Raw genomic sequence first — 23770 nt, 5'->3', positions numbered from 1 at the left:
ATATCTTATGATAATCAATAGGAAAATCAACAAACGAAATAATATACCCTAAAATATGGTTAATCACGGTGTAAAAATGAAAGTAGCAATCACAAAATTTTTAGGTACAAACTGCGACGGCGATGTATTCCACGCGGTAGAATTAGCAAAAGGAGAACCTGAATACGTATGGTTTACTGAACAAAACTTAGATAACTTTGGCGGAGCAGTAATTCCAGGCGGTTTTTCATACGGTGACCACTTGAGAGCAGGTGCAATTTCAAGTAAAACCCCAATTATCGAAGCATTAAGAAAAATGGTAGACGATGGCAAGCCAGTTTTAGGTATTTGTAATGGTGCACAGATAGGGCTCGAAGCAAACTTCTCAAAAGGAATTCTTACAGACAACAACTGTGCTCATTTTATCTGCAAATGGGTTTACATTAAAGTAGAAAACAACGAAACACCTTTCACAAAACAATATGCAAAAGGAGAAGTTTTAAAAATTCCTATAGCACACGCAGAAGGTAAATTTTACGCAGACGAAGAAACTATCAAAGAAATGTATGAAAAGAACATGATAGTATTCAAATACTGTGACGCTGAAGGAAACGTTACAGAGGAAGCAAACCCTAACGGTTCAATTGATAACATCGCAGGTGTATGCAACGAAGCTGGAAACTGTGTTTTATTAATGCCTCACCCAGAAAGAGCAAGTGAAATTGAGCTTGGTTCTAACGATGGTTTAAAAATGTTTACATCAATGATTGAGTAAAAATAAAATGTAATATACAATATATAAAAATAAAATAATAATAAAATAATAAAATAATAAAAATAATAATAAAATAATAAAAATAATATTCTTTTTTTTTAAATTTAAGGTTAACATGCAGTTTAAAATAACAAATTTTTGATAATCGTAAAAACGTAAAAATATTCAATAAAACAGTTAAATTGTAATTAATAATATTAAAAAAGTAAAAGTAGTAATGATTATTTTAAAAAATTAATCTTTTACTAAATCCTTACCCTTTCTGAGTTCAATTTTACATGCTGTTGGCATTTTCATTGAACATCTTCTTAAAGCTTCTTTTGCAATGTTTGCTTTCTCAACTGTTGTTGAAATGGTAATGATTTCTTGTCCTTTTCTAACTCTTGCAGCTGTACCTGTAGCTTTACCAAATGACAATCTCATACCGTCAGAAATCCTGTCCGCACCAGCTCCCGCAGCCATTTTATTTTCTCTTAATATTTGGTGTGGGTAAACTCTAATATGGAATTTGTAACCTAATCTACCGCATTCTCTTTGGATAAATTTGTTACCAGCAATCCTTGCTGATTCCAATGCGTTGTGTCTAATTTGACAGTCTGTTTTTGATACTAAGTGGTATTCTACTGGGAATTCTGTAGCCGTATTACCCATAACGTAGTGAACTACTCTTGGTTGTGGGACAGCTCTTACGTATTCTTTTCTTGTGTAAGAAGGCTTGTTTATTTCTCTGTAACATCTTCCTGGTCTTAGTGCCATAATTATTCCTCCGTAATCGTGTTTTAGTAAAAGAGTCGTCTTTAAAATATGATATAATATACATCTATCTAATAATATATAAAGATTACCTCTATAAATTATCCAATAATAGTTAAATATATTGTATTGTACATATATAAAAATTTTATTTATTAATTAATGTACTATTTAGCAATATTTTATTAATTTAACATAAAATCATGCTTTATATCATATTATCTAGCCAATTATTTAAATGTAACTAATTTTTAAATAATCTTTTATCGACATAATCATTTTCAAAATATATATGTTATTCTTGTTTTTATATCTTATCATTTATCATTGATATACAAGAATATACCACGGAATATATTAATAACTATGCTTATAAAAAAGAAATAAATAGTATGACGTAAAAACACATGTAACTAAATTATAGAATAATATGTCTAAAATACAAAATACTTATAATTATTAAATAAGTATAAAAGATGTATAAAACTTAAAATCATTATGGAAATATATTAAATCAAATTATTAAATCAAATTATTAAAATTACGAGATGATAAAAATGTCAATGGTTCCAGAATCACACCCAAGATACAAATCATTATTAAACAGAGGAAAAGTTGTAGAAGCTTTTGAATCTGGAGTACTCGCAAAAGGCGGTTTAATTGCTCACGGTAGGGGTGAAACTTACGACTACCTTATAGGTGAAACAACCCCAAAAGTCGCAAAAGAAGCAATAAAAGCAAGTGCTGCAATGCTATTGCTTGCTAAAAACCCCGTAATATCCGTAAATGGTAATAGCATCGCACTCGCAAAAGATGAATTAATCGATTTAGCTGCAGAATTAAACGGAAAAATCGAAGTAAACTTATTTTATAGAACCGAAGAACGAGAACAAAAAATCAAGGAATTGTTTGAGAAAAACGAAAGTAACAACGAGAATTATAAAAATAATAAGATAACACTATTGGGAATCGATGATGCGAACAAACAAATGCCAAACGTCGACCACTTAAGAGGTAAAGTTTCAGAAGCGGGAATTTACACAGCCGATGTAGTATTAGTACCTTTAGAAGATGGAGACAGAGCTGAAGCACTTATCGAAATGGGTAAAAATGTTGTAGCAATTGATTTAAACCCTCTTTCAAGAACTGCGCAAAAATCTACCATTACGATTGTGGATGAGCTTACAAGATGTATACCACTCTTAACCGAAGAAATAATAAATTTAAAACAGCAAAAATTGTCAAATGAAGAATTAAAACAGATTGCAGAATTTGATAATAAAAAAGCATTAAATGAAGTTTTAAAATTAATTTCTGATAAATTAACAAATCAATAATTTAATAAAATAGCAGTATTGGTAAATTACATTTATTATATTCCATTATATTATATTCTATTATATTATATTTTTTTAAAACAGTTTAATTATTTTAAAAATAGAATGGATATTTATGTTTCATTTTATTTATTTTATTTCTTGGTAGCATGTCAGATAGTGCTGATATCGTCATCTGTATGAAGTCGTTTAAAAAATTACAGTCTCATACATCAGCGGGGGTAACTTTCATCATCCATATCTCCAAGGTTTATACCAGCTTTTTTAAAGGAAACCGGTTTATCTAAAGCCCCATTTTAGATAATAGAAATAGTGATAACTTCACTATTCTAAATAAAGGCCAGAACGCCGTTATAAAAAATATTATTTTTCAATATTTATCCGACAAAAAGTATACTTTTTTACTAAACACGATTATCCGTAAATACGGATATGTTACTAACTTATATAAATCTATTGCTACCTTACAGTTTTTTTAGAGGTGATAGCAATGCCTAAGATGTCATTTTATATGACCGATGACAATGAGAAAGAACACTTTAAAAAGTTGGCAAGAAATATGGGTTTCAGTAGCATTTCCACTTATGCAAAATTTGCAATGGAATTCACAAGTAAACAATACCCTCATTATATGGATTTATTAGCGCTAATGAATAGGGTAGATTATAAATTAGATTTGATTAAAGTAGAAAATCCAAATAAACAGAATATAAACCCTTATTATAATCAAAACCAAATAAATGGGGAAAGGGGAAGAGAAAGAGACAGAGAACAAAGAAGTCCAAGTTATAAATATGAAGATATAGACAACGTCTTACCAGAAAATCAGGAAGACGTAAACAAAATAACAGACCTAATAAACAATAGTATTTCAGGTTCAAACGTCTTAAAATTAAAAAGTAATCTTTTAAAACTCTTGAATACTGAACCGGATAAATGGTGGTCTTTTAAAAACATTTTAGAATATTTAAACATAGATAATAACCTAAAGCAAAAAGAATTTAGAATACTTTTAGAAAGAGACAGAGAATTTAACGCATTAGTTGAACGTAGCATTGGACAAGATAGAAATACTTACTTTAAATTAAGAGATGAAATGATACCACTTAACGAAGAATACGAAATAATAGCGATTAATTAAAGCTAAAATAATGAAATAATTAAAAATATAAGTTTTAGGTGGTATAATGAACGAAGAATCAAGGAATTTAGCAAAAAGATATTTAAACTTTTTATCTGCACGAAGTAAGGACACTATCAAAAGTTATAGAGTTTCGTTAAATATTTTCATGGAATTTTTCCCAGAAAAAAGCTGGGAAAGTATAACAATCGATGACGGGTTGTTTTTCTATAATAATTACAGAAGTCATAACGGAAAACCAATTCAGATAAGTACAACGATTAGACGTTTAACAGATGTTAGCCGTTTTTACGAATGGGCAATTGAGAATAATTATTTAATAAATAATCCTTTAAAGCTCTATGTACGTACTTTACGACCCCAGTTAAAAGAACGGCAATGTTTAAGTAAAAATCAAGCTAAATTATTACTTTCAAAAATAGAAGACTATCATTATTACATATTCACTTTATTTCTTATAAAAACAGGTGTCCGTATAAGTGAATTCATAAATATTTCGTTAAATGATATGGATTTATCGGATAGGTCGATATTAATCAAGAGCGGGAAAGGAAATAAGGACAGATACGTATTCATTGACGATGAATTATTACTTCACATAAAGCAATATTTAAAATACAGAGAATTTTTAAACCCTAAAATAGATAGATTGTTTTTAACCAAAGGAGGTTATAAACTTTCAGAGGGTCAAATATCAGATTATAGAAGATATTTAAGAACTATATCGAAAGATATCTTAAATATCACAGTAACGCCTCACGTACTACGCCATACATTTGGAACATTAGCCTGTGAAAGCAATATGAATATTGAAATATTATCTAAAATAATGGGTCATGCAAACGTTAACACGACAATGACTTACATACACTCAAGTAAAGAATTTAGAAAAAAAGAATTTTTAAGGGTAATGAATAATAAAGACTATCTATAACCTTTATCTTTTTTATACTCTTCAAATACCATTTTACCGAAATCAGAGAGTTTATAAGATGTTTTATTACTAAAAATACTTTTATTATGCGTTTTATAATTTATTAATTCAAGAGTTAACAAAGTATTTATCATATCTGTTTTTAATCTATTATTTAAAACGTATCTGGAAACTTCACTATTTAAAAGATAATCATCAATTTCATACATTTTATTAAGTAATTTATAGTAACTTACATCATCCAATAATTTATAAAATATCTTATAATCATTTAATAATTCAAAATCCTCTTTAGATATCATTTTATAGATTTTTGATTTATTTACTGCATAAACAAATCTTCCAAGTTTTGTTATTTTATATTTTTTACCAAAAGTACCTCTTGAAGTTACTAATTTTTTATGTTCACAATCTAATAAGGCATATTTGGCAGGTGTTCCTAATTTTTTACATTCTTTGTTAAAATTAGCTGATTTTAATTCTCCTTTTTCATACAATACTCTAAGTGCTGTAAATTCATTAACTGATATTTGGTCTCCTTTATACCATCTTAAATCTGGAATATATTTTTCAACATATTCTGTAGCTTTAACTGGTTCGGTTTTAACTGTTTCAGGTTCTTTTACTTTTTCAACTTCTAACTTTTTAGGTTCCAATTTAGGCTGTACAGTTGGTTCTTCTATCGGTTCAAATTTTGTATTGGAATTAATATCTTCAAGAATTTCTTTTTCTTTTTTAGATTTAATATCAATTTCATATGTTTTATACGACTTGTTTAAGAATCTAAGAATATCAATAGGTTGTTCCACTTCATAACTTTCATAAACTGTAGGGTACAATGAAATATACTTTATATCCTTTAAAGGCGTTAAAAATACATATTCGGGAGCTTCGGGAGTTCCACTTAAACCCATGGCTATAAAGACTCTTTTATTCTCTTTCATCTCGATAGCTCTATATCTATCCATTTGGTCTTTACTTTTAGCCCATTTATACATACTACCGTACAATTCATTTCTAAATTTACATTCAACATAAAATTCTTCATTTGTTTTTTTATTCCTAAACATAAAATCTGGTTTTAAGGAACTTTCTACAAATCTGCTGTTATTCTGTTCGTAATCTGGAGTTTTATGCAACAAATCAAAATATTCTTTTGGAAATAAAACATTTTCAACATATTTTTCAAATAACTTACCTTTGTCAAAACTATTCATACAATCTTTGGTTTCAGTTTCTTTTTTTAAGTTATTTGGGACTTTTTTAGTCGTATTTTCACTATAAACAGTTTTATTGGATTGTGGATTTTTTATAAGATTTTCTCGATATTTTTTATTTTTACTACATTTATCGTCTGGGAGTTCCAACACATCTTTTATTAATTTAAACATAATAATCAGTCCATAATACTTTTAGTTTCATTCATTAACAAATTATATAATTATGTTGACAGAAAAATATAAATATATGTATCACTAATTCAAAAGGTTTTAAACGTTTTTAGTACAATAACTATATAATTTGGATCTGAAACTATAAAAAATGTAGCATTTTGAAATTATGTAATAAAGAATGATGAAAAAAATTAGATGATTGAAATTAATTCTTATATTGAAACTAAAATTTAAGTTTAAACTAAAAATACTATCATTATTATTTAAAATAGGCCCATTTATTTTTTTATTACGATATCGTGTGAATTTGTTATAATAGTGTTATCGCCTTGTATATTACTGCTGTTATTACTGTTTACCATTTCGTTGTTATTAAAATCCTTTTCAACGTCTAACAAATGTTTATATCGTTCGTAAGTCTCTATTCCTTTAGGGGTTAATTTATAGTACCTTTTAGGTAATATGTAGTCTGAAGTATCTTCTCTTTTTGAAACTAATTCGTATTTCTCCATTTCAGTTAATAAAAGACTTAATGTACTCTTATCAATCTTCGATATTTTTTGAATTTCTGAAAAATAAGGTTCTTCTTCAGCTTCGTATAATATCCTTAAAATGCTAAATGTATGCTTCTTATTTAATAATTTTTTAAACATTTTAACACCAAAATTTTAATTCTATGCTTTTTTATGCTTTTTATTATGGTTTAATCTTTATTTACTTTTTGATATTTTATAAATATATATTTATTTGTAAATTTTAGTTAATAAGCATATGTTTGTATAAAAAGAACTATTTTTAAAAAAGTTAATATTTGTAAAATTACTATCGTTTGTTTTAAACCAAAAAGGTTAAATACTTGTATCATCTTAATTATTATTGTTGGTAAATATACAAACGATGATATATTAACCAACTAACATAAAATCAAAAAAGAGGTGGTACATGCGAACTACTGAAATAAGACCCAAGGTATTCGAGGGAACAATAAAAGAATGGGGCAATTCAGCAAGATTCTCAATGAAAAAGGAGTACGTCGGAAAAAGGGCAATACTCGTAATAGTTGAGGAGGAAGAAAACCAAAAAGGACGGATTGATTAAATGTACCCGTTAGTTAAGAAATCTGGACGTACAAGAGAGTATGAAGTTATAGACTGTCAAGGTTCAGAAAATGCACAAGTTAAAATTTATAGCCATGATTTTAAGGAAGTTTCGACTGGCAACTATGTAAAAAATAAATTTTTAGTCCGAGATACTGAATTAAATGAGTTATTTATTTTAAAAACTAAAAATAGTCAAATTTTCAAAGGCGATATTCTTAAAATATTTTATATGAATGGAGAATATCAAATTACGAAGTTAAATAGTCAATAATTATCCAAAAATAACGAAATATAAATAACGAAATAAACAAAAAATAATGCAAAAGGTGCAAATATGAGATTGAACGAAAATAAAGCGGAATTTTTTGGAAAATCATTCGGTAATTCTGTAACTTTAATCGTAGAAAAAGGAAAAGATAAGAACGAAAAAACCGGTAAGTACGACATTTACAATGAAGACAAAGAGGGTACAGTTACCTTATTTTTAGATATGGTAAAGTCATTCGAGAGCAACGGAAAAACAAAATACATAGCAAACATTCCAATATCAATGATTTCTGAATTAGTAACTGAAAGAGAAAAGAACGAACAATTTAAGAAATTTTTCGATAAGTGTTCATCAAATGGTAAAATTTGGGAAATCATCAAATTGATAAATCAAGGAGTTACAGAAAGTGCCATTGATTTGGTGGCCAAAGATTTGGGAATCTCTAAGGAACTTGTAAATAAAGCTTACGAGCTTGTAAAAGACTATTCAAAGGAACACAACAATAAACAAAATGCTTAGGTGGGTTAAATGGCTACGATTGATTTAAAATCCATTCCAAGACCTGCACGAATTAATTTAGGTTACGGCTCTGCTACTGCCTACCCATTTATTGCCGAAGATGACGAAGAAACCAAGATTATAAACGCATTTGACCCCGATAGAAGCGGTTACGTTGTAATTAGGTCATATGCAAACTGTGTTTCAAAGGAAAAAACCAAAGAAGTTTATTTATCATATATTGACTTCTTAAAAATGGTTAAAGCCTACGAAGAAAACAACGATTTCCGAAATTCTATATTAGTCGGTTATGAAAAAGCAGTTTTAAAAGAATTGAGACGATTAAAAGCCACTGGTGTGGGATTTGACAGTCTTAGAAAGATTGCGAACGATTTGGGAGTTAGTGAAGTTAAAGTAATGGAAATATTTTCGGAAGATGAGTAACAGATTAAAGATGAATAAACGGTCTTGGGCGGTAAAATGAGCGTTAATATTAACAAAATTAAATTTGACGATGGTTACGCTAAGAAATATGATAAAAGGATAGTAATTGACAGGGTTTATGTATCCATACAATGTCCTTTTTTATTTTCAGTTTTAGGTAATGGATTTAATAAAGATATTTACGATAATGTACGGAAGAATTATTCGCAATTCGTCCAAAGAATAACTGAAAAAAAGGATGGAGGTAAAACTGGAGACTTTCACTTTAGAATACCCGTGGAAGTTTGGGAAGATGGAAAACTTGAATCTAACTTGCAAGGTGAAGAAATAGCTTCTATTTCAATAAGTTTCAGACAACCGCACGTAGCAAGGGGTTATTTCAATATGAACCGGCTTTATATGAGCGAACACGGTTTAAATCCTTATAATTCATCATACCGAGACGATAATGTATTGCCGATTTCAATACGGGAAGATAAAAACAATACGCTACTAAAAGAGTATTCAAGATTGTTTATAAATCGAATAAATGAATATAAACGTGAATACTACTATTATCTAAAAGAATTATTTGGTATTGACATTGAAAAACTTAAAAGAGACCTTGATAGGGTAAAAATGACCTATGACAAGCTCATTGAAGTATCTGTTCAAAGTGCGGAGGTTTGTGTCGAATGGCTGAATTGTGAAAGTTTGCAATTTAATTATATCACTGAAGCAAGGAAAAACAATTATCTAAAAGTTTACGGAGACCTTACCCAAACGGAATATTATACATCCCCCAAAAAAGGAAACAAGGTTCAATTTAAACGATATCAAAAAGGAGCGGGTATAAATCGTCATGAATTTACATGGCATTCGGAGCTCTCTCGACAGTGGATAGTTGAAGATATTCAATACTTGCCACTTAGCATATTTGAGGGAGTTAATGAAAGTTACGCCCATTTTGGATTTGATTTCGAGACTATGCGACCTTTAAAATTATCCGGTGAGAGCGTACTCCAAGATTATGCGGATTGGTGGAAATTACCCCTTGATTATGTTAAAACAGTGCTTTACGGCAAATCTTATGTTTTAAAATTCGATAGAAATTCCAAAGGAGTCCGAGAACGGTTAAAATCAAAAGGTTTAATCGTGCCACTTGAAAAGGAGTTAGGTGGCAAGCGGGGTCTTTGGCGTTGGAGTGATACGGTACAAAAAATAAGGTTATCTCTGCAAGGGTGCTATGTTTGCCCAGTTTGTAACAGCGTAATGAGATACGACGAAATGAAGCATAGGCACGTTTGCGAACACTGTGGACGAGTCGATGACCATTCGATATGGCAATTAGGAGATGACCAGTTAGAGGAAGAATATGGAAATAATAGCCAACAATAAATGTATTTTAAGTAATAACTTAGAATTTGGGCGTTCGGTTAGATTTGTAAGCGACTCTTTAAAACAAATTGCACATAGAAGAGCCGACTATTTGATAAATAAAGAAGATACGCCCTTACCTCAAAAAATAATCTACAAAGGATATAGTTTTCCTGCAACAGTCGATTTATGCGTGCCAACGAGACAAGGTAATAACTTAGGTCTTGAAATTTTAGGTAAGATTGACGGCTGGAATTACGTTATAATTTCCCAAAGACCTAAAGATTACGATTTAAGAACTAATCCAGTAGTTTGGGAAGAATTAAAACTTTAATTTCTTATTTATTCCTATTTAATTATAATTATTTTAACTTAATTTTAACAATTTATTGATTAAATTATCAATTAATTATCAAATAATACTTTTAAAAACCGTTATTAATTTTTTAACAAATATTTGTATTTCAATGAGGTTAAAAATGGAGATTGTAAAGAATTACGATAGTACAGTTGTAAAAACAAACTCTAAATGGGATTATTACTTTGGAAATCTCACAGAAGAACAGCAAAAAGAAATTTTTGATAAATTATTCAAAGATTTAATTGAAAGAAATTTAATCGGTGAAAAATCCGAACCAATAGGAATAATTGAACTATGCGGAGCTTTTGGAGATAAATGTGACGATGAAGTAGAATTATCTTTAAAAATGACTGATAAAGAATTTTGGAGGTTTTAAAATGAGTAACTGGTTTAGATTAGAAAAAGGTAGCACACAATACATTACAGCTAAAGAATATTTACAACTTAAAGAAACTATCGAAGAAAAAGTGTGTGAATATACTGAAAAATACATTAAAACTGATGGGGCTTGGTATTATAAAACTTGGGGATTAGCATTGTGGATTACTGGATTTAATGCATCCGAAAACCCTGTAAATCACAATCTTATTGATGGGGAATACGTACCAATTGAAGGAACAGATTGCTATGAGGAATTTAATGCGATACCTTCCATATCTATAGCAAAAATGCATGAAATACAAGACGGTTTAAATATCTCGAAACATGTAGTATATAAACCAGGATTTTGGCAAAAGGAAGATGAAATTTACATTAAAATAGACCCAAAATATTTGGCATCAAAAGAGGGCTATATTGCAGAAAAGAGTTAATTGGTGAGAAAGATGAGATACACCCGTAAAAATTTAGCTGAAATTAACAAGGATATTTTAAAACTTGGTGCAAAACTTAACGAAATGGGCTACAATGTGGTAATTAACACTAAAGAAATAGTTTATTCAATCGATTTATACTTTAAAGGAGCCACCTGTTCAGAATTAGAGATATTACCTAACGGAATGGGATATAACAAGATGACTTCAATCGATTTGTTACTTACAAGTCCAACTATTACAGAAGTTAGGGCTGAAGAACTTTACAAAATTTTAGAAGTTGTCGAAAAAATCTACCCTGCAAATGTGCTTTACGCATCTTTTCAATCTTGGTACACTACTGAAGAATACAACAACGTAGAATGGATTAACGGTTAAGGGGTTATAAAATGTACGTTTACTATAAAGTTAAAGAAAATTCCCAACTTCAAGAAAAATTAACAGAATGGGTAAAAGTGAATGATACAGGGGACGAGGATGCAGAAGAAAGAGAAAAAAAGTTATGCAAATTTAGAGAATTTTTAAAAGATATAGGTTTTTCTTTCAAAAATAAAGATTACGGTGGATATGGTTGGATTAAAAATGAGGACAAAATAACTGTGTTGGCAGTAGATATTAAAATTTGTGAATTAAAAAACGATAATTTAACAATATTAACCAAAGAAGAACTTAAAAAATTTGAATTTAAATAGGTGATAATTTGAACTTCAAATTACAATTTGATAAAACGAGATATAATAACTTGGTAATTTACATTTCTAACATTATAACTATCTTATTCACACTCTATATATTATCACAAGCGATTACAATTCAAAATATGGTTTATATCTACATAATAATTACCTGCAATGCTATATTGATTTACTTATCTAAAAAAGAACTCAAAGAGTAGATAAAATGATAGCAGTAGAATTTAATTCAAGTTCCAAATACTTCGATAAAGAGTGTAGCGATAAAAAGAACAATACTGTTAGAAATAATGACGGTGGTAGCAGATTTAAAGTATTAAAAGAATTTGCAGACGGAACTTTAAAAGATTTAGCTATAATAATAAGGTCAACAGACGGCAGAAGATTTATAAGACAAATAAATGACGTTTCAATCTATGGAGATTTGTTTATAATCACATGGAAACAAAGACTAAACGATAACGAAGTTAATTACGAGATACGAGCGTAGGAGAGGAGATAATATAAAGAGAAAAATATACATACTTTTATTTTTACTTTTTTTAATGAATACAGTTAACGCCTATGACTACTTTGGAGATTCCGAAGTAGAAGATACTACAGACGGTAGTATGGACAATTTTAAGGTTACGTCACACTATTTTAATCAAACTACTAACGATTTAACAATAGTTATTAACAATTATGACGGCAATTTAAAAACTGTAAACACTTATGACGTTTACGGGCAGAACTTCAAAACAATTTACGTAGAAGCTGGTAAAAACAACTATACATTTAACAACGTAGGTTTAAAAGGTGGTAAATTCTTCATAGCACTTTATAACGATAATGGAATGATACTTTATAAAAAAGATGCAACAGTATTAACACTACCTGATAAAATTTACTTAGCCTCAATTTATGCCATAACTTGGTTTGGAGCTCAAAATATTATATTAAATATCTTAATCTTTGCAATATGCCTATTTATAACTAAAAGAATACTAATCGATAAAATGCTACTTGCCCAATTTGCGGAATCTCTACCAATTGTACTTATAAGTATTATAAGCTACATAATATTATTATTGACTTATAACAACGGTTTAAGTTGGGATATAAGGCTTTTATTATCATACTTTAACTATATACCTTGTATAACTATAATATTAGCTTATTTAATTGGATTTAAACTATTTGATTTACCGTTACTAAGATTAGAACTTTTAGAATTTGGAGAACGAAAAGCTAAACTAATCAGAGTTTTAAGAACTCACGACTTTGATAAAATAAGGTGGATAGATGGCAAATATTACACATTTAAAATGCCTAAACTTAACGGCTTTGACTTCTATGATAATTTAGTAGATGATAGCGGTGATATGTACTACATAAAGAACTATAACATTGAAAAATACCCTGATAAAGAATATAATGAAACTACGTTTTGGAATAGATTACTTAGCTACTGGGAAAAGACCAAAGATAAAATAAATGACTATTTAGGAACTATAAAAGGTACAATTTCAATAACACCTGCAGAAATCTTAACGATGGATGAACTAAGATGTATACTACTCGATGGAAATCTTGATAAAATGAAACAGGAACTTTACCAACAACAGTTTGAACTTTACGATTTAAAAGATTCATTCGGTGCAGACGTTGTAAATATGGCTAAAAAGTCAAGAGATTTAATAGATTTCTCGGTAACTCCTGAAAAATCAAACATATTAAAGAATTACGTATCTAAAATGTATGAAGAAGAACAAAACAGTTTATTCGATGTAGATTTAACTAAAAAGGAGGATAGCAATGACGGAGGAAATGAAATACGACGGAATGACGGAAGTAAGTCAAATAGTTCAGACTCGGGCAATGACTAAACTACAATTTTTCTTAGAAAGATGTTGCAACGATGATGAAAAAGATTTATTCATAGAAAGAAGAGCCGAGACCTTTGCAATGAAGAATCCTGCAAAAATAGGGTTTGTACTTCAAGCAACAAAGGATAACGAAACTTGGACAAGATATAAAAAACGTCAAGAAATTAAGAGACTTCAAAAGGATTAGGTGATATAATGTACATTTCTATTACAGAGCTTTTAGAACTTTACAAACCTAATTTAGACCATTTTTCCTTTTGCGTTTTTGGAGCAAGAGGAACTTATAAAACTACTCATCTAATGGGAATTTACGAAGAGCTTAAAAGAAAAAAGTATAACGTGGTCTTTGGTTACGATGTGGAAGATATACAAATATGTGACTGCTTAATCTTGGATGATTTCGCTACAAAATTTTATAAAAGAGACTTCTCATCAACAGAAAATAAAGAGTTTGCGAAGATTTTACAAGAAATAAGAACCAATATTCCTTTAGTCATAACATCTTGTCCTGATTATTCTTTACTTGATAAAGATTTCAGAGATTTCTTTGAACCTGCACCAATTGTAAAAAATGGTTTTATAAACTTAGGTGGTAGAATCTTAAAAGTGAATCCACCATCTGAAAAAGTAGAAAAAATATTACGTTCAAAAGAGTTGCAAGGTAGAACCGATAGATTTTTACAAGGAATTGAAAGAATAAAACAAGCAAGAGAAAAGAAAAAGAAATGATTTATTTAATTATTTTTTATTAAATTTATCTTCTTTAAATATATTATTTGCCCAATTAGGATATTTTTTAGCTATTTCAAATATTTCAGGATGTTCCTTATATAATTTACTAATAAAATCAAGTAATTCTTTATGTTTTTCATTATTATTTAATTTTATTATTTTATCTTTGGTAGATGGTAGTTTAATATTTTTTCTAACAAATTCAGTGGCTTTAGTTATATCATCCATTTCTTTTGTAGATGGTAGTTTAATATTTTTTCTAACAAATTCAGTGGCTTTAGTTATATCATCCATTTCTTTTGTAGATGGTAGTTTAATATTTTTTCTAAGGGTCTCAAATGAGTTAGATACGTCATGTAATGTTTTTTCTTTACATGTATTTTTAAAATGTTCTTTTAACGTATTATAGTAAGGATTATTTTCATTGTCTTTATTTCTTAACCATTTGCAAATATATATATTATCAAAAGTTTTTTGGATGTATTCTAATTTACAGTTTAATTGGAACTTTGGGCTATTAATGTCATATTTAATATCTGAGTTATAATGAGTATCCATATCAGGTTCAAATAAAATATTTTTATCATTTAAATACTTCAACATTATTCCAATAGTCATATTGTAGTCGAAATCTTCTTTTACATATTTTTTCATAGTTTTTGAATCCCTAACTTCCCAACTATTAAATATTTCATAGCAAGATTTATAATCTTCAATATCTTTATTATTTATCATATGGTCAAAAAATGACTTAATTAAATCATTAGCTTCATTAGGGTACTCTTTAAAGATTTCAGAGTTATTAGTGATTCTTTTAATAATATTTATCATATCTTCATTTAGAGTATTATTTTGCAATTTTTTAATAAGCATTGAATATACGAGCGGGAAATTTTCAATAGCCAAATAATAAATAAGATTAACTTTTCTATCGTCAAAGTTATTATTTAATATTAATTCGATTATACCTTCGTAATTAGATTTGTCTATTTTTTTACCATCGTAATTCGGATATAGGACATCCCCCATAATTTTAACAAAAGTTTTAAGTTTTTCAGATGTATTAACTCCTGTTTTGTTTAAAATTTCGATAAGCTGTTTTTCTTCTTTGATATTTTTTTCATCAAATAATATATCAAATGCACTATTTGGTATAAGATTTTCTACATTCAATTTAAAATATGTATTAAATTTTTCAGAATTATTTATAGATTTATATTTTTCAATGGGTTTATGTTTATTATGAAATTGTTCGAGATGAAATTTACTAAGTTCTTCAGGTTCTATGTCATCATTATCTGAGATAATTAAAAATTCGGGAATAAAATTTGATAGTATTTTTGCGTAGTATTCTGAATATTCATTTTTAATAATTTTATTTATTTCATTTGTTATTTCGTCATATACTTTTTGTTCAGTTACCCTTTTTCCATTAATATATTCACCAGTTAAATTGTATGGGGTAAATCTCCAAGGTAATTTTTCAGACAAATAATCATACATTTTTTTGTACCGATATTTTAGTATTGTAATTGCTAAAAAATCAAAAGGATTTACATAGTCACGAACAATATTAAATTCAAAGCGAAAATTATTATATAATCGATTAAAATCTCTCTGATTACCAATTGTTTTTAATATTTCAAAATCTTCTAGTATATCTTTGTAACTGCAAACTTTACTAAATTCCTCATATTTGAATACTTTTTTTAAGAAATCTTCTGTTAATTCTTCTTTGCTAAGTTCAGGTATAGGAAATTCCGCTTGAACGATTTTTTTAATGTACTCTTCGCCCATTTCGGTATCGATAATTCTTTTAGATTTGCCATTTACATATAAATGTTCCAAACCACATTGTGCATCTGCAAGAGCTTTTGAAACTACTTTTTTATCGTAACCTAATATATAAACAGTATTTGGAAAATTTGCAACAGATTTAATTAATTTAAACATTAATTTTATTTCTTTACCTGTTAATCGGTCTAAATCGTCTATAATTATAATAATATTAACATTTAAATCTTCAAGATTTTTTTCTATTTTTTTCTTAGTTTCAAATATATTTTTATTTTTACTACCATAACCTGAAAATGAGCTAAAATTTAAAGATAAGGAATTTGTAATATTGCCACTAGTCGTGGAACTTGCAAATGCAATTAATCCCCCATATCTTTTAAGTAGTTTACCTAATTTTTTAGATTTCTTTTTAAGTTCATACTTATCATATTCTAATGTGTCATATTTTATGATTATATTATGGTATATTTCTTCAAAAAATGAATTTATTAAGTCTTCTTCGTTTTCAAAATACCAAGGATTAAACTCCATTATGACATTAGTTTTTGAATATTCTTCGATATTTAAATTACAACATAATTTTAACCAATTAAATCCATATTTTAACCAATTTTTTATATGCAGTTTTATGTTTGTTATAACTGATTTACCAGTATTTATAAAATTATATAGTGGATTTTTTTCAAATTTTTCTTTGGTTATGTATTCTTTTAGCTTACCATATTCTTTATCAAATAGTATTATATAACTATTTTTAATCAACCAATAAAAAAAAGCGTATATGATTATATAGGCTAACGCATCTGCCATATTTTCCGAAATATATAATGTTCCAAAAACTACTAATGAAAGTATTATAGCAATTAAATATGAGTTAATGTTATTAATTAAATTATTTTTCACATATATTATTAATGAATTTTCACTAATAAACTTAGGAACATAGTTATTACTTTTAAGCTTAAAACTTTCATAATCTTTATTATGTAATTCTTTTAGTCCATTAAATAAAGATGTTTTTCCGCAACCCCACTCCCCTACTAAACTGATAACATAACTATTTTTTTCAGGATTTTTAAAATTTTTAGTACCTTCATATATTTTATATAATAATTCTCTACGAGATTGATTTAATTCTTCGACACGACTTTTTGGACCATCTGATTCGTAATAGTCATATTCCTCAGGAGATTCTTTAGTATCATTTCCTATATCTTCACTCACAAAATCACCGAAATAAACAATATAATTAGTTTGTTAATTTATCTAATTAATTGTATAAAAATATGATATATTTCAAATTTAAAATATTTTAATATCCCAATATCCTGTTTTTAGGATATAAAACGTTTATTTAAATACTTTTTTCGAAATAACTCTTAATTAGAGCTTTAAGAGGTGATTACAATAGGTGATTATTAGATATTTAGTTAATAAATTGGCAGTTCCTATGGCTTCTGTATTGCTTATAATAGCCTCCGTTCTCGCACCTACGGCGTGGTATAGGGCCAAAGTAACTGAATTTTTACAATCTTTCGGATTGTTTGCAGGGTGGTCAATAGATGAGGTCTGTGTTTTGCTCGTTGCCGTTTTAATGATTTCAGCATTTTTCATTTCTTACTTCCGCCCAACTGGTAGGATTTGGAAGAAAAGGCCTAAAAGAAGACGTTATTAATTTTCATTATTTCATATTGCACCTAAACGGAAATAACCTAAAATAAATTTAAAATAAAACTAAAATAAATCTAAATAACTTAAATAAATTTAAAATAAAACTAAATGGCACTTTAAGGAGGAAAAAATGGGATATCCAAACAATAAATATAATAATTACAGAGGAGGTGGGGGCAGTTATAAACCTAAGGTAAATTCTTCAAGTTTTAGGTTCTTGGCTTACGTTGTAGGTTGTGGAATTGCTTTAGGGACTGTATTCTCCGACTTTTTAAGCGTGATACCTGCTGGACTTGGTACGATTGTAGGCACACTTATCGAGGGTGTTGGCTATTTCGGGGTCGTCGTGTGCGGATTTATTTTATTTGCAACCGCTAAAAGGAAAACTTTTACAGATATGCTTTCTTTAGCTTGGCTTTTAGTATTTATAATCCCCTCGTTACTAACCAAAGTAATGGCGTTCATATTAAGTTTTGTAGCTCCTGCAGTAGGTAGTGGCTCTGTTGACGTTATAGTCGGCGGAGTAATCTGTTTAATAACTTTGCTTGCTTTAAGCACATTATACAATGAATTTGGCTAATCAAATATACAATTGCTATCACTAAAACATATGAATATAAAATATCAATTTACGAGGTGAATTAATGGGTAATAAAATAGAATTGTTCCCCGTTGGAAAAATAAGCCCTGTAGAAGCGTTTGGAATTTTAGCTGGTGCTTTTACTCTTTACGATATCGTTTTTAATGCGATAATCTTTGAAAATATCTATTATTCAATAGGGGTTTATGCTTTAGCTTTCATAGCTGTAGCACTTAGTGACAAATTCGGGAAATTTAAGTCTAAAAGGTTAACAATTTACGAAATAATCGGTATGTTGATTTCTGCTTTTGTGATAATCAATTATGGATTTTTACAACTCGATGTATTGAATGAATTTACAATTAAAGTCGTTGCTTGGGGTGCTTGTTTTGTAACACTCGTAGCTATGGCAAAATCAGATTAACGGGGTGAAAGAGTGAAAAAGAACATGGTATTGATGATGATATTAGCATTAATTATGATGATATCTACAATTGTTCCTACCCTCGCCGAACCTGTACCAGTAACTATGAACCTGATGTTAACGTCTAATCAAGATAACTATACGGTCTACTTAGACAATGAACAGATTAACAATTCACAAGGCGCATATTTTAGTAACGTGTCAGGACCTACGAGCGGTTGTATGATATCAAGAATGTATGAAAATAATTCAGTACATAATTTTACGTTTAAAAAAGACGGATTTGAAGATATAATTAAAAATTATACTGTAAAACCATATACTAACTTAGTAAATTTAACATTAACATTCGTACCAATCGAAGTTATAACTGAAATTAATGATACAAATAACGATACAAATAACGATTCAAACAATAATTCAGAAATAATTAACGATTCAAACAATGATACTAATTTAGAAGATAATAATACAATAAATAATTCAAATGACGATGTAAATCAAACTAATAATAATGATACTATTAATAATACAAATAATACTAATTTAGGCAATAGAACAATAATTTTAGTAAATTTAGACGATAATGACGATATAAGAACTCAATTAGAAACTTTAATCAATGATAATTTAGGCATCGTAATCGTTGGAGGAATGGCTTTTATAATTGTAGGTGTGGCTACAATAGGTGATAAAAGAAAGAAAAAACCAACATTTGACAATAGTAATGGATTCAAAAGCAACAACAATAATTACGGTAAAAAATGGTGATAGATAATGAAAAAACATTATTATCTATTCCTTTTATTTTTATTGGTAACAATAAATTCATCCTTTGCAAGTACTGGTTATTACATGGAGTTTTCAGATAGTTATACTCCCGAATTATTGCAACAAAAGTTTAATACGAGTTGGCAAGGATACGCCCCTCAAATAGAAAGTTATGAGAATAACATAGTATATTTTCAATCAGAACAAGACTTGATAAGAGCTTTAATAAATCCTGTATATACTGCTACTAACTTATATATTGATAATGTAAAAGTGTTTTCAAACAATAAGAGATTGGATTATGCAATATATCGAGTATCTGGGAGCACAATACAAGTAAATAAAGTATTAGATTACAATTATACATCTTATGCCCCATGCAATGGATATATAATGGGAGATGCAGAAGGAGAGTCCTTTGTAGATTGTGGAGCTTATGTAAAATTAGATGGAACAACGGTTTATGGTACAAGTGCAGGCAAAGTATACGGCATTAAAAGAGTAATGTTCGGAGACTCTGGAAATTTACAATTAAATTTAGTTAGCGATTGTGGATACACAGCGTATGCACACACTTGGGTAGTTGCATTTGGTAACGTTCAAATTCCCGAAGCTCAAAAGTTAAAAGCTCCATTACCAAAAGGACAATTGACTATTTTCCTTGACGATGAAGAATGTAGCTGTACTTTAAACGGGGAAACTACAACGATTAATAACAATACAAAAATCACATTACCTGTTGGAACATATCATATTAACTTTTCAAAAGTTGGATATTGGGGCGAAGAAAGAGATATAACAATATCGGAAGACGAATCTATGACCTTGCATATAGATTTATTCCCAAGAAGCTCAATGTTTAAAATCCAACAACTTGATACAATATCTACTTATCAAAACAATGACTTTGTAACAAGATTGAGCATAAAACCTGTACAAGAAGTTACAAGTGTACGTTTAGAATTCCCAACTACAGAAGCTATTTCAGTTTCAAAAAATAATGAAGAAATAGCAATAAATGACGATGAAATATATGATTTAGGTACTATTGGAACACAAGGAATTACTTTGACCGTTAAATTACCTGCTGGTGCGTTAACTGGTTCTAAATCTAATAGTATTAGGGTAGTTGGAACAGATTTCAGCGGACAAACATATATTGCTACTAAACTAATTAATTATCAAGTTAATGAATTACCGGTTTTAGTAGAATTGCCTGCTTTATCAACTGGTACAAATACATTTAAAATAACTGAAAAAACTGGTAATCCTCAAAGAGTATCTATATTATTACAAGATAACACGGGAAAAAGTATTTACTCCAAAGACTACGATTTAGGAAGTTATCAATCTTATAACTTTAATGTAGATTTGGAAGTTAAAGACTATAATTTAATAATTTCAGGCGAGGACTATAACGCTAAATATCCATTAAATATTAAAAACTCTATAACACTTGATAATAATGAGTTTCAAGTATCAAAAGGCGGTCAATTAGATATTCCTTTATCACTAAAAAATCCTTACTTAATTACAAAATATTACACTGTAAAAGTTATGGGGGCTTCACCAAATTGTTTAACAAATGATACAGAATTAACCTATTCAATAGCCCCTCAAGAAACTAAAAATGTGTTAGGAAAAGCCATTCTATTGGATAACTTAGAATTTGATAGCTACACAGTATTAGTTAAAGTTTACTTAGATAATGAGGAAATAAGTTCCGATACGGTTACAATAAATATTAAAAGTAATACAATACCATTTTTTGACGATGAAAATGGATTAAGCATAACTACAATTATTATAATCGTTATAGTGCTTGCTTTAGTAGTTGGTGGAGTTGCATACTTTAGAAGTAAAAAGAAGATAAAAATAGGTAAAAAGGTGATAAAATGAAACGATTAATCATTTTATTATCCTTATTCCTTTTAATCTCACCTATTATGGCATATACACCTCACGATAGCGTGGAAGACATGCAAAATGGACAGAATAATATAATAATAGGTTGGATAGATGGGTTTTTCTCATGGTTAACTGGTGAAGAACCTGAGGTAATACCAATTGTTAACAAAAGTACAACTGGTCAAACTTTAGTAGAAAAAAGAAACTTCAAAGAATATAACTATGCAGAAGACTCCAAACAATTAATAGACCTATTAAAAGAAAAGACACAATCAGAATTAGTTTTATACGCTATCGAAACGTCTGGAAATAATGACATAACTACAAAAATATATGCCCCTGATAAAATATATGGATATTCGGCATTCCCTGTAAAATTATCCATATCAAAAAGTACTGGCGAGAAAATACACGTCGAAAAAGTAGTTATGTACGTAAAATCTAAAAATAATCCTGAAATAAAATACTACTTATTTAATAAACGATATGAACAGACTTACAATGAAACTGAACATTCTTATGATTCCGAATTTACTATATCCGGTACAAATTCAGTAGAAACAATAATGAAAGCACCGGATACTTATTCCGATACTGTAAAAAGATTTACAAGTAGTACGAACGTTGATTATTCAGAAATCGAAGAAATATTAAATTCAGATGTTGAACCATTTGAAGTTTATTATGAAGTTCACGCCCACATTGAAAGATATATATCCCATACAGAAACCGATGAGAATGGGGAAGAGCACGAAGTTAAAGAAAGAGACGATACAGACGCTTTACACTTAGGTAACACTGTAGGTTTAGACAGTAGGATAAAAAACGGTGACTATATGATAGGTAGCTTTAACGAAGGTTCCCTACCGATAGACTACCTCGAAGAATACGGAGATAAACTTATACCTTACGAAAGCGTATGCCAAGGTTCTACATCAAACATTTTATCACTTTTATGGAGTAGCCCCGTTAATGCAGTAAATAGAAGCCCTGATATGAGATATGTATATATTGACAATTGTGGGGAATTATTTACAAGGGCAGGAGTTCCATGCAGAATTTACGACGATGTAGCAGTAATAACTTTAGAAGAAAATACAAACCACGATATAACAATTTCAAGCAAAAAAGCATTACAAAAGGGTTATTTTACAAGTATAGACCCTATGACAATTTACACATCTTACACTACAGATAATGAAGATGATTTATTAGCATTTAACACATATGCTATCGTTTACGGGGAAATCGAAAGAAATGACAGCGTAAATCTACCAGTATGGACAATCAACAAACCCGAAATATTTGTATATGGTTCTGAAAGGACTGTATCAGGTCAAATATTAGACGAAATAAAAGATTTACAAAACCTCACAGAATGGAATACTGCAACAAAAACAACTGTACTTAAGAAATTAAATTCTACAAAAGAAGGATTAAACTCTAAAATCATAACTGCCCAAGCTTATAAAGAAAAAGCAAAAATAGCAGGTTCTTCCCAAGGGGCAGATTGTGCAGATAAAGCAATAGCACAATATCAGAAAGGTATCGATAAAATAGATACATATTACTTAGAATTTAAGAAACTATTATCAAGTAACGACAGAAGTAACAGAGAGCGTGAAGTATCCGCCTTGTTAGAAACTGTAAGAGTGTACGAAATAGCCGGAGATGAATATACAAGAGCTTCCAAATTATATACTTATGGAAAAGATGAGCAAGCTAAAAGTGTGGCTGAAGATGCTGAAGATTTAGTTAAAGAACCAACAGTTCCTTTATTTGGAGACGGAGGACTTATAGATAATGTAAACACAGGAATAGGTAATATAGTTCAAAATGTCCCATTCGGTGAACAATTAAACAACTTAATACAAAACATACCATTCGGATACGTTGGCATCTTATCTTTCGGATTAATAATTGTAATATATCAAAATAGAAGTTCTATATCGAAAAATTATAGAAGTTATAAAAGAAGATATTAAACGACATGCTCAAATACCTATTTTTTTAATTTTTTAAAATTTGTAATACAATTTATAAAACAAGTATTATTATGTATGATTTTAACTTTTATTTTTGAAAAATTGATAAATAATTTAATAAAATCCCTTAGAATATTGTTAAAATATATAAAAAGGACAAAAGTTTTAAAATGTCTGGTGAAGATCTAAT

At 28.8% G+C, this 23770-nt stretch carries 28 protein-coding genes; 23 read left to right on the top strand and 5 right to left on the bottom strand.

All coding sequences use genetic code 11. The features are described from left to right. Positions 1-76 precede the first annotated feature (76 nt). Complete coding sequence (gene purQ / locus J2127_RS02810; RefSeq protein WP_209731940.1) at positions 77-754, top strand: phosphoribosylformylglycinamidine synthase I; 678 nt, start codon at positions 77-79, stop codon at positions 752-754. Between the two features lie 234 nt (positions 755-988). Here purQ and rplJ read toward each other — a convergent pair whose 3' ends face one another. Then, positions 989-1510 (bottom strand): 50S ribosomal protein L16, encoded by a 522-nt coding sequence (rplJ, locus tag J2127_RS02805; RefSeq protein ID WP_209731939.1) that lies wholly within the window; start codon positions 1508-1510, stop codon positions 989-991. A gap of 554 nt (positions 1511-2064) precedes the next feature. Here rplJ and J2127_RS02800 point away from each other — a divergent pair. The 3 genes from J2127_RS02800 (at position 2065) to J2127_RS02790 (ending at position 4919) form a co-directional block, all read left to right on the top strand. After that, positions 2065-2844 (top strand): 4-phosphopantoate--beta-alanine ligase, encoded by a 780-nt coding sequence (locus J2127_RS02800; protein ID WP_209731938.1) that lies wholly within the window; start codon positions 2065-2067, stop codon positions 2842-2844. A gap of 490 nt (positions 2845-3334) precedes the next feature. Next, entirely contained in the window at positions 3335-3985 is a 651-nt protein-coding gene (locus J2127_RS02795; RefSeq protein ID WP_209731937.1) for a hypothetical protein, read from the top strand. Between the two features lie 46 nt (positions 3986-4031). Further along, positions 4032-4919: a tyrosine-type recombinase/integrase gene (locus J2127_RS02790; RefSeq protein ID WP_209731936.1), complete on the top strand. Its 888-nt coding sequence runs from the start codon at positions 4032-4034 to the stop codon at positions 4917-4919. Here the strand turns inward: J2127_RS02790 and J2127_RS02785 are convergent. Further along, on the bottom strand, positions 4910-6310 hold the full coding sequence (locus J2127_RS02785; protein WP_209731935.1) for a hypothetical protein: 1401 nt from the start codon (positions 6308-6310) through the stop codon (positions 4910-4912). The two genes, J2127_RS02790 and J2127_RS02785, sit on opposite strands and share 10 nt — an antisense overlap. 281 nt (positions 6311-6591) lie before the next feature. After that, a complete protein-coding gene (locus J2127_RS02780; protein ID WP_209731934.1) occupies positions 6592-6966 on the bottom strand; it encodes a MarR family transcriptional regulator in 375 nt (124 codons plus the stop codon). Between the two features lie 289 nt (positions 6967-7255). Here J2127_RS02780 and J2127_RS02775 point away from each other — a divergent pair, with 289 nt between their 5' ends. From J2127_RS02775 to J2127_RS02710, 14 genes are all read left to right on the top strand, one after another. Next, positions 7256-7411, top strand: a complete 156-nt coding sequence (locus J2127_RS02775) for a DUF2080 family transposase-associated protein (RefSeq protein ID WP_209731933.1) — start codon at positions 7256-7258, stop codon at positions 7409-7411. Next, positions 7412-7684: a hypothetical protein gene (locus J2127_RS02770; RefSeq protein WP_209731932.1), complete on the top strand. Its 273-nt coding sequence runs from the start codon at positions 7412-7414 to the stop codon at positions 7682-7684. Positions 7685-7747: 63 nt separating this feature from the next. Beyond that, the gene (locus J2127_RS02765; protein ID WP_209731931.1) at positions 7748-8200 is read left to right on the top strand and encodes a hypothetical protein; all 453 of its coding nucleotides are present in this window, start codon (positions 7748-7750) and stop codon (positions 8198-8200) included. A gap of 9 nt (positions 8201-8209) precedes the next feature. After that, a complete protein-coding gene (locus J2127_RS02760) occupies positions 8210-8623 on the top strand; it encodes a hypothetical protein (RefSeq protein ID WP_209731930.1) in 414 nt (137 codons plus the stop codon). A 36-nt stretch (positions 8624-8659) separates the two neighbouring features. Continuing rightward, complete coding sequence (locus tag J2127_RS02755; protein ID WP_209731929.1) at positions 8660-10000, top strand: TFIIB-type zinc ribbon-containing protein; 1341 nt, start codon at positions 8660-8662, stop codon at positions 9998-10000. After that, on the top strand, positions 9978-10313 hold the full coding sequence (locus J2127_RS02750; RefSeq protein ID WP_209731928.1) for a hypothetical protein: 336 nt from the start codon (positions 9978-9980) through the stop codon (positions 10311-10313). The genes J2127_RS02755 and J2127_RS02750 overlap by 23 nt, the downstream gene beginning before the upstream one ends. A 133-nt stretch (positions 10314-10446) precedes the next feature. Beyond that, positions 10447-10716, top strand: a complete 270-nt coding sequence (locus tag J2127_RS02745; RefSeq protein ID WP_209731927.1) for a hypothetical protein — start codon at positions 10447-10449, stop codon at positions 10714-10716. Position 10717: 1 nt separating this feature from the next. Then, positions 10718-11152: a hypothetical protein gene (locus J2127_RS02740; RefSeq protein WP_209731926.1), complete on the top strand. Its 435-nt coding sequence runs from the start codon at positions 10718-10720 to the stop codon at positions 11150-11152. 12 nt (positions 11153-11164) lie between these two features. Continuing rightward, on the top strand, positions 11165-11530 hold the full coding sequence (locus J2127_RS02735; protein WP_209731925.1) for a hypothetical protein: 366 nt from the start codon (positions 11165-11167) through the stop codon (positions 11528-11530). 11 nt (positions 11531-11541) lie between these two features. Further along, positions 11542-11844, top strand: coding sequence for a hypothetical protein (locus J2127_RS02730; RefSeq protein WP_209731924.1), 303 nt, complete (start codon positions 11542-11544; stop codon positions 11842-11844). Positions 11845-12052: 208 nt separating this feature from the next. Continuing rightward, positions 12053-12334: a hypothetical protein gene (locus J2127_RS02725; RefSeq protein ID WP_013179693.1), complete on the top strand. Its 282-nt coding sequence runs from the start codon at positions 12053-12055 to the stop codon at positions 12332-12334. A gap of 55 nt (positions 12335-12389) precedes the next feature. After that, the gene (locus tag J2127_RS02720) at positions 12390-13712 is read left to right on the top strand and encodes a hypothetical protein (protein WP_209731923.1); all 1323 of its coding nucleotides are present in this window, start codon (positions 12390-12392) and stop codon (positions 13710-13712) included. Then, positions 13654-13899, top strand: coding sequence for a hypothetical protein (locus J2127_RS02715; RefSeq protein WP_209731922.1), 246 nt, complete (start codon positions 13654-13656; stop codon positions 13897-13899). Before J2127_RS02720 ends, J2127_RS02715 begins: the two co-directional genes overlap by 59 nt. 8 nt (positions 13900-13907) lie before the next feature. Continuing rightward, positions 13908-14441 (top strand): hypothetical protein, encoded by a 534-nt coding sequence (locus J2127_RS02710; RefSeq protein ID WP_209731921.1) that lies wholly within the window; start codon positions 13908-13910, stop codon positions 14439-14441. 9 nt (positions 14442-14450) lie between these two features. On the opposite strand, the gene J2127_RS02705 is transcribed toward J2127_RS02710, so the two are convergent. After that, entirely contained in the window at positions 14451-17465 is a 3015-nt protein-coding gene (locus tag J2127_RS02705) for a P-loop NTPase fold protein (protein WP_209731920.1), read from the bottom strand. A gap of 159 nt (positions 17466-17624) precedes the next feature. Then, positions 17625-17855 carry a hypothetical protein gene (locus J2127_RS02700; protein ID WP_209731919.1) on the bottom strand — a complete coding sequence of 77 codons (231 nt, stop codon included), beginning with the start codon at positions 17853-17855 and terminating at the stop codon, positions 17625-17627. 187 nt (positions 17856-18042) lie between these two features. Between J2127_RS02700 and J2127_RS02695 the strand changes: the two genes are divergently transcribed. The 5 genes from J2127_RS02695 to J2127_RS02675 all read left to right on the top strand — a co-directional run bounded on the left by J2127_RS02695 (position 18043) and on the right by J2127_RS02675 (position 23580). Beyond that, a complete protein-coding gene (locus tag J2127_RS02695) occupies positions 18043-18492 on the top strand; it encodes a hypothetical protein (protein WP_209731918.1) in 450 nt (149 codons plus the stop codon). 64 nt (positions 18493-18556) lie between these two features. Then, entirely contained in the window at positions 18557-18916 is a 360-nt protein-coding gene (locus tag J2127_RS02690) for a hypothetical protein (protein ID WP_209731917.1), read from the top strand. Positions 18917-18928: 12 nt separating this feature from the next. After that, entirely contained in the window at positions 18929-19687 is a 759-nt protein-coding gene (locus tag J2127_RS02685; RefSeq protein ID WP_209731916.1) for a hypothetical protein, read from the top strand. Between the two features lie 6 nt (positions 19688-19693). Next, a complete protein-coding gene (locus J2127_RS02680) occupies positions 19694-21586 on the top strand; it encodes a hypothetical protein (RefSeq protein ID WP_209731915.1) in 1893 nt (630 codons plus the stop codon). Next, positions 21583-23580, top strand: coding sequence for a hypothetical protein (locus J2127_RS02675; RefSeq protein ID WP_209731914.1), 1998 nt, complete (start codon positions 21583-21585; stop codon positions 23578-23580). Before J2127_RS02680 ends, J2127_RS02675 begins: the two co-directional genes overlap by 4 nt. The last annotated feature ends 190 nt before the right edge of the window (positions 23581-23770 follow it).

Source organism: Methanococcus voltae (genome assembly GCF_017875395.1).
Lineage (GTDB): Archaea > AGJL01 > Methanococci > Methanococcales > Methanococcaceae > Methanococcus > Methanococcus voltae_C.
The sequence above is the reverse complement of the archived record's forward strand: the minus strand, read 5'-3'. Positions and strand labels throughout refer to the sequence as shown.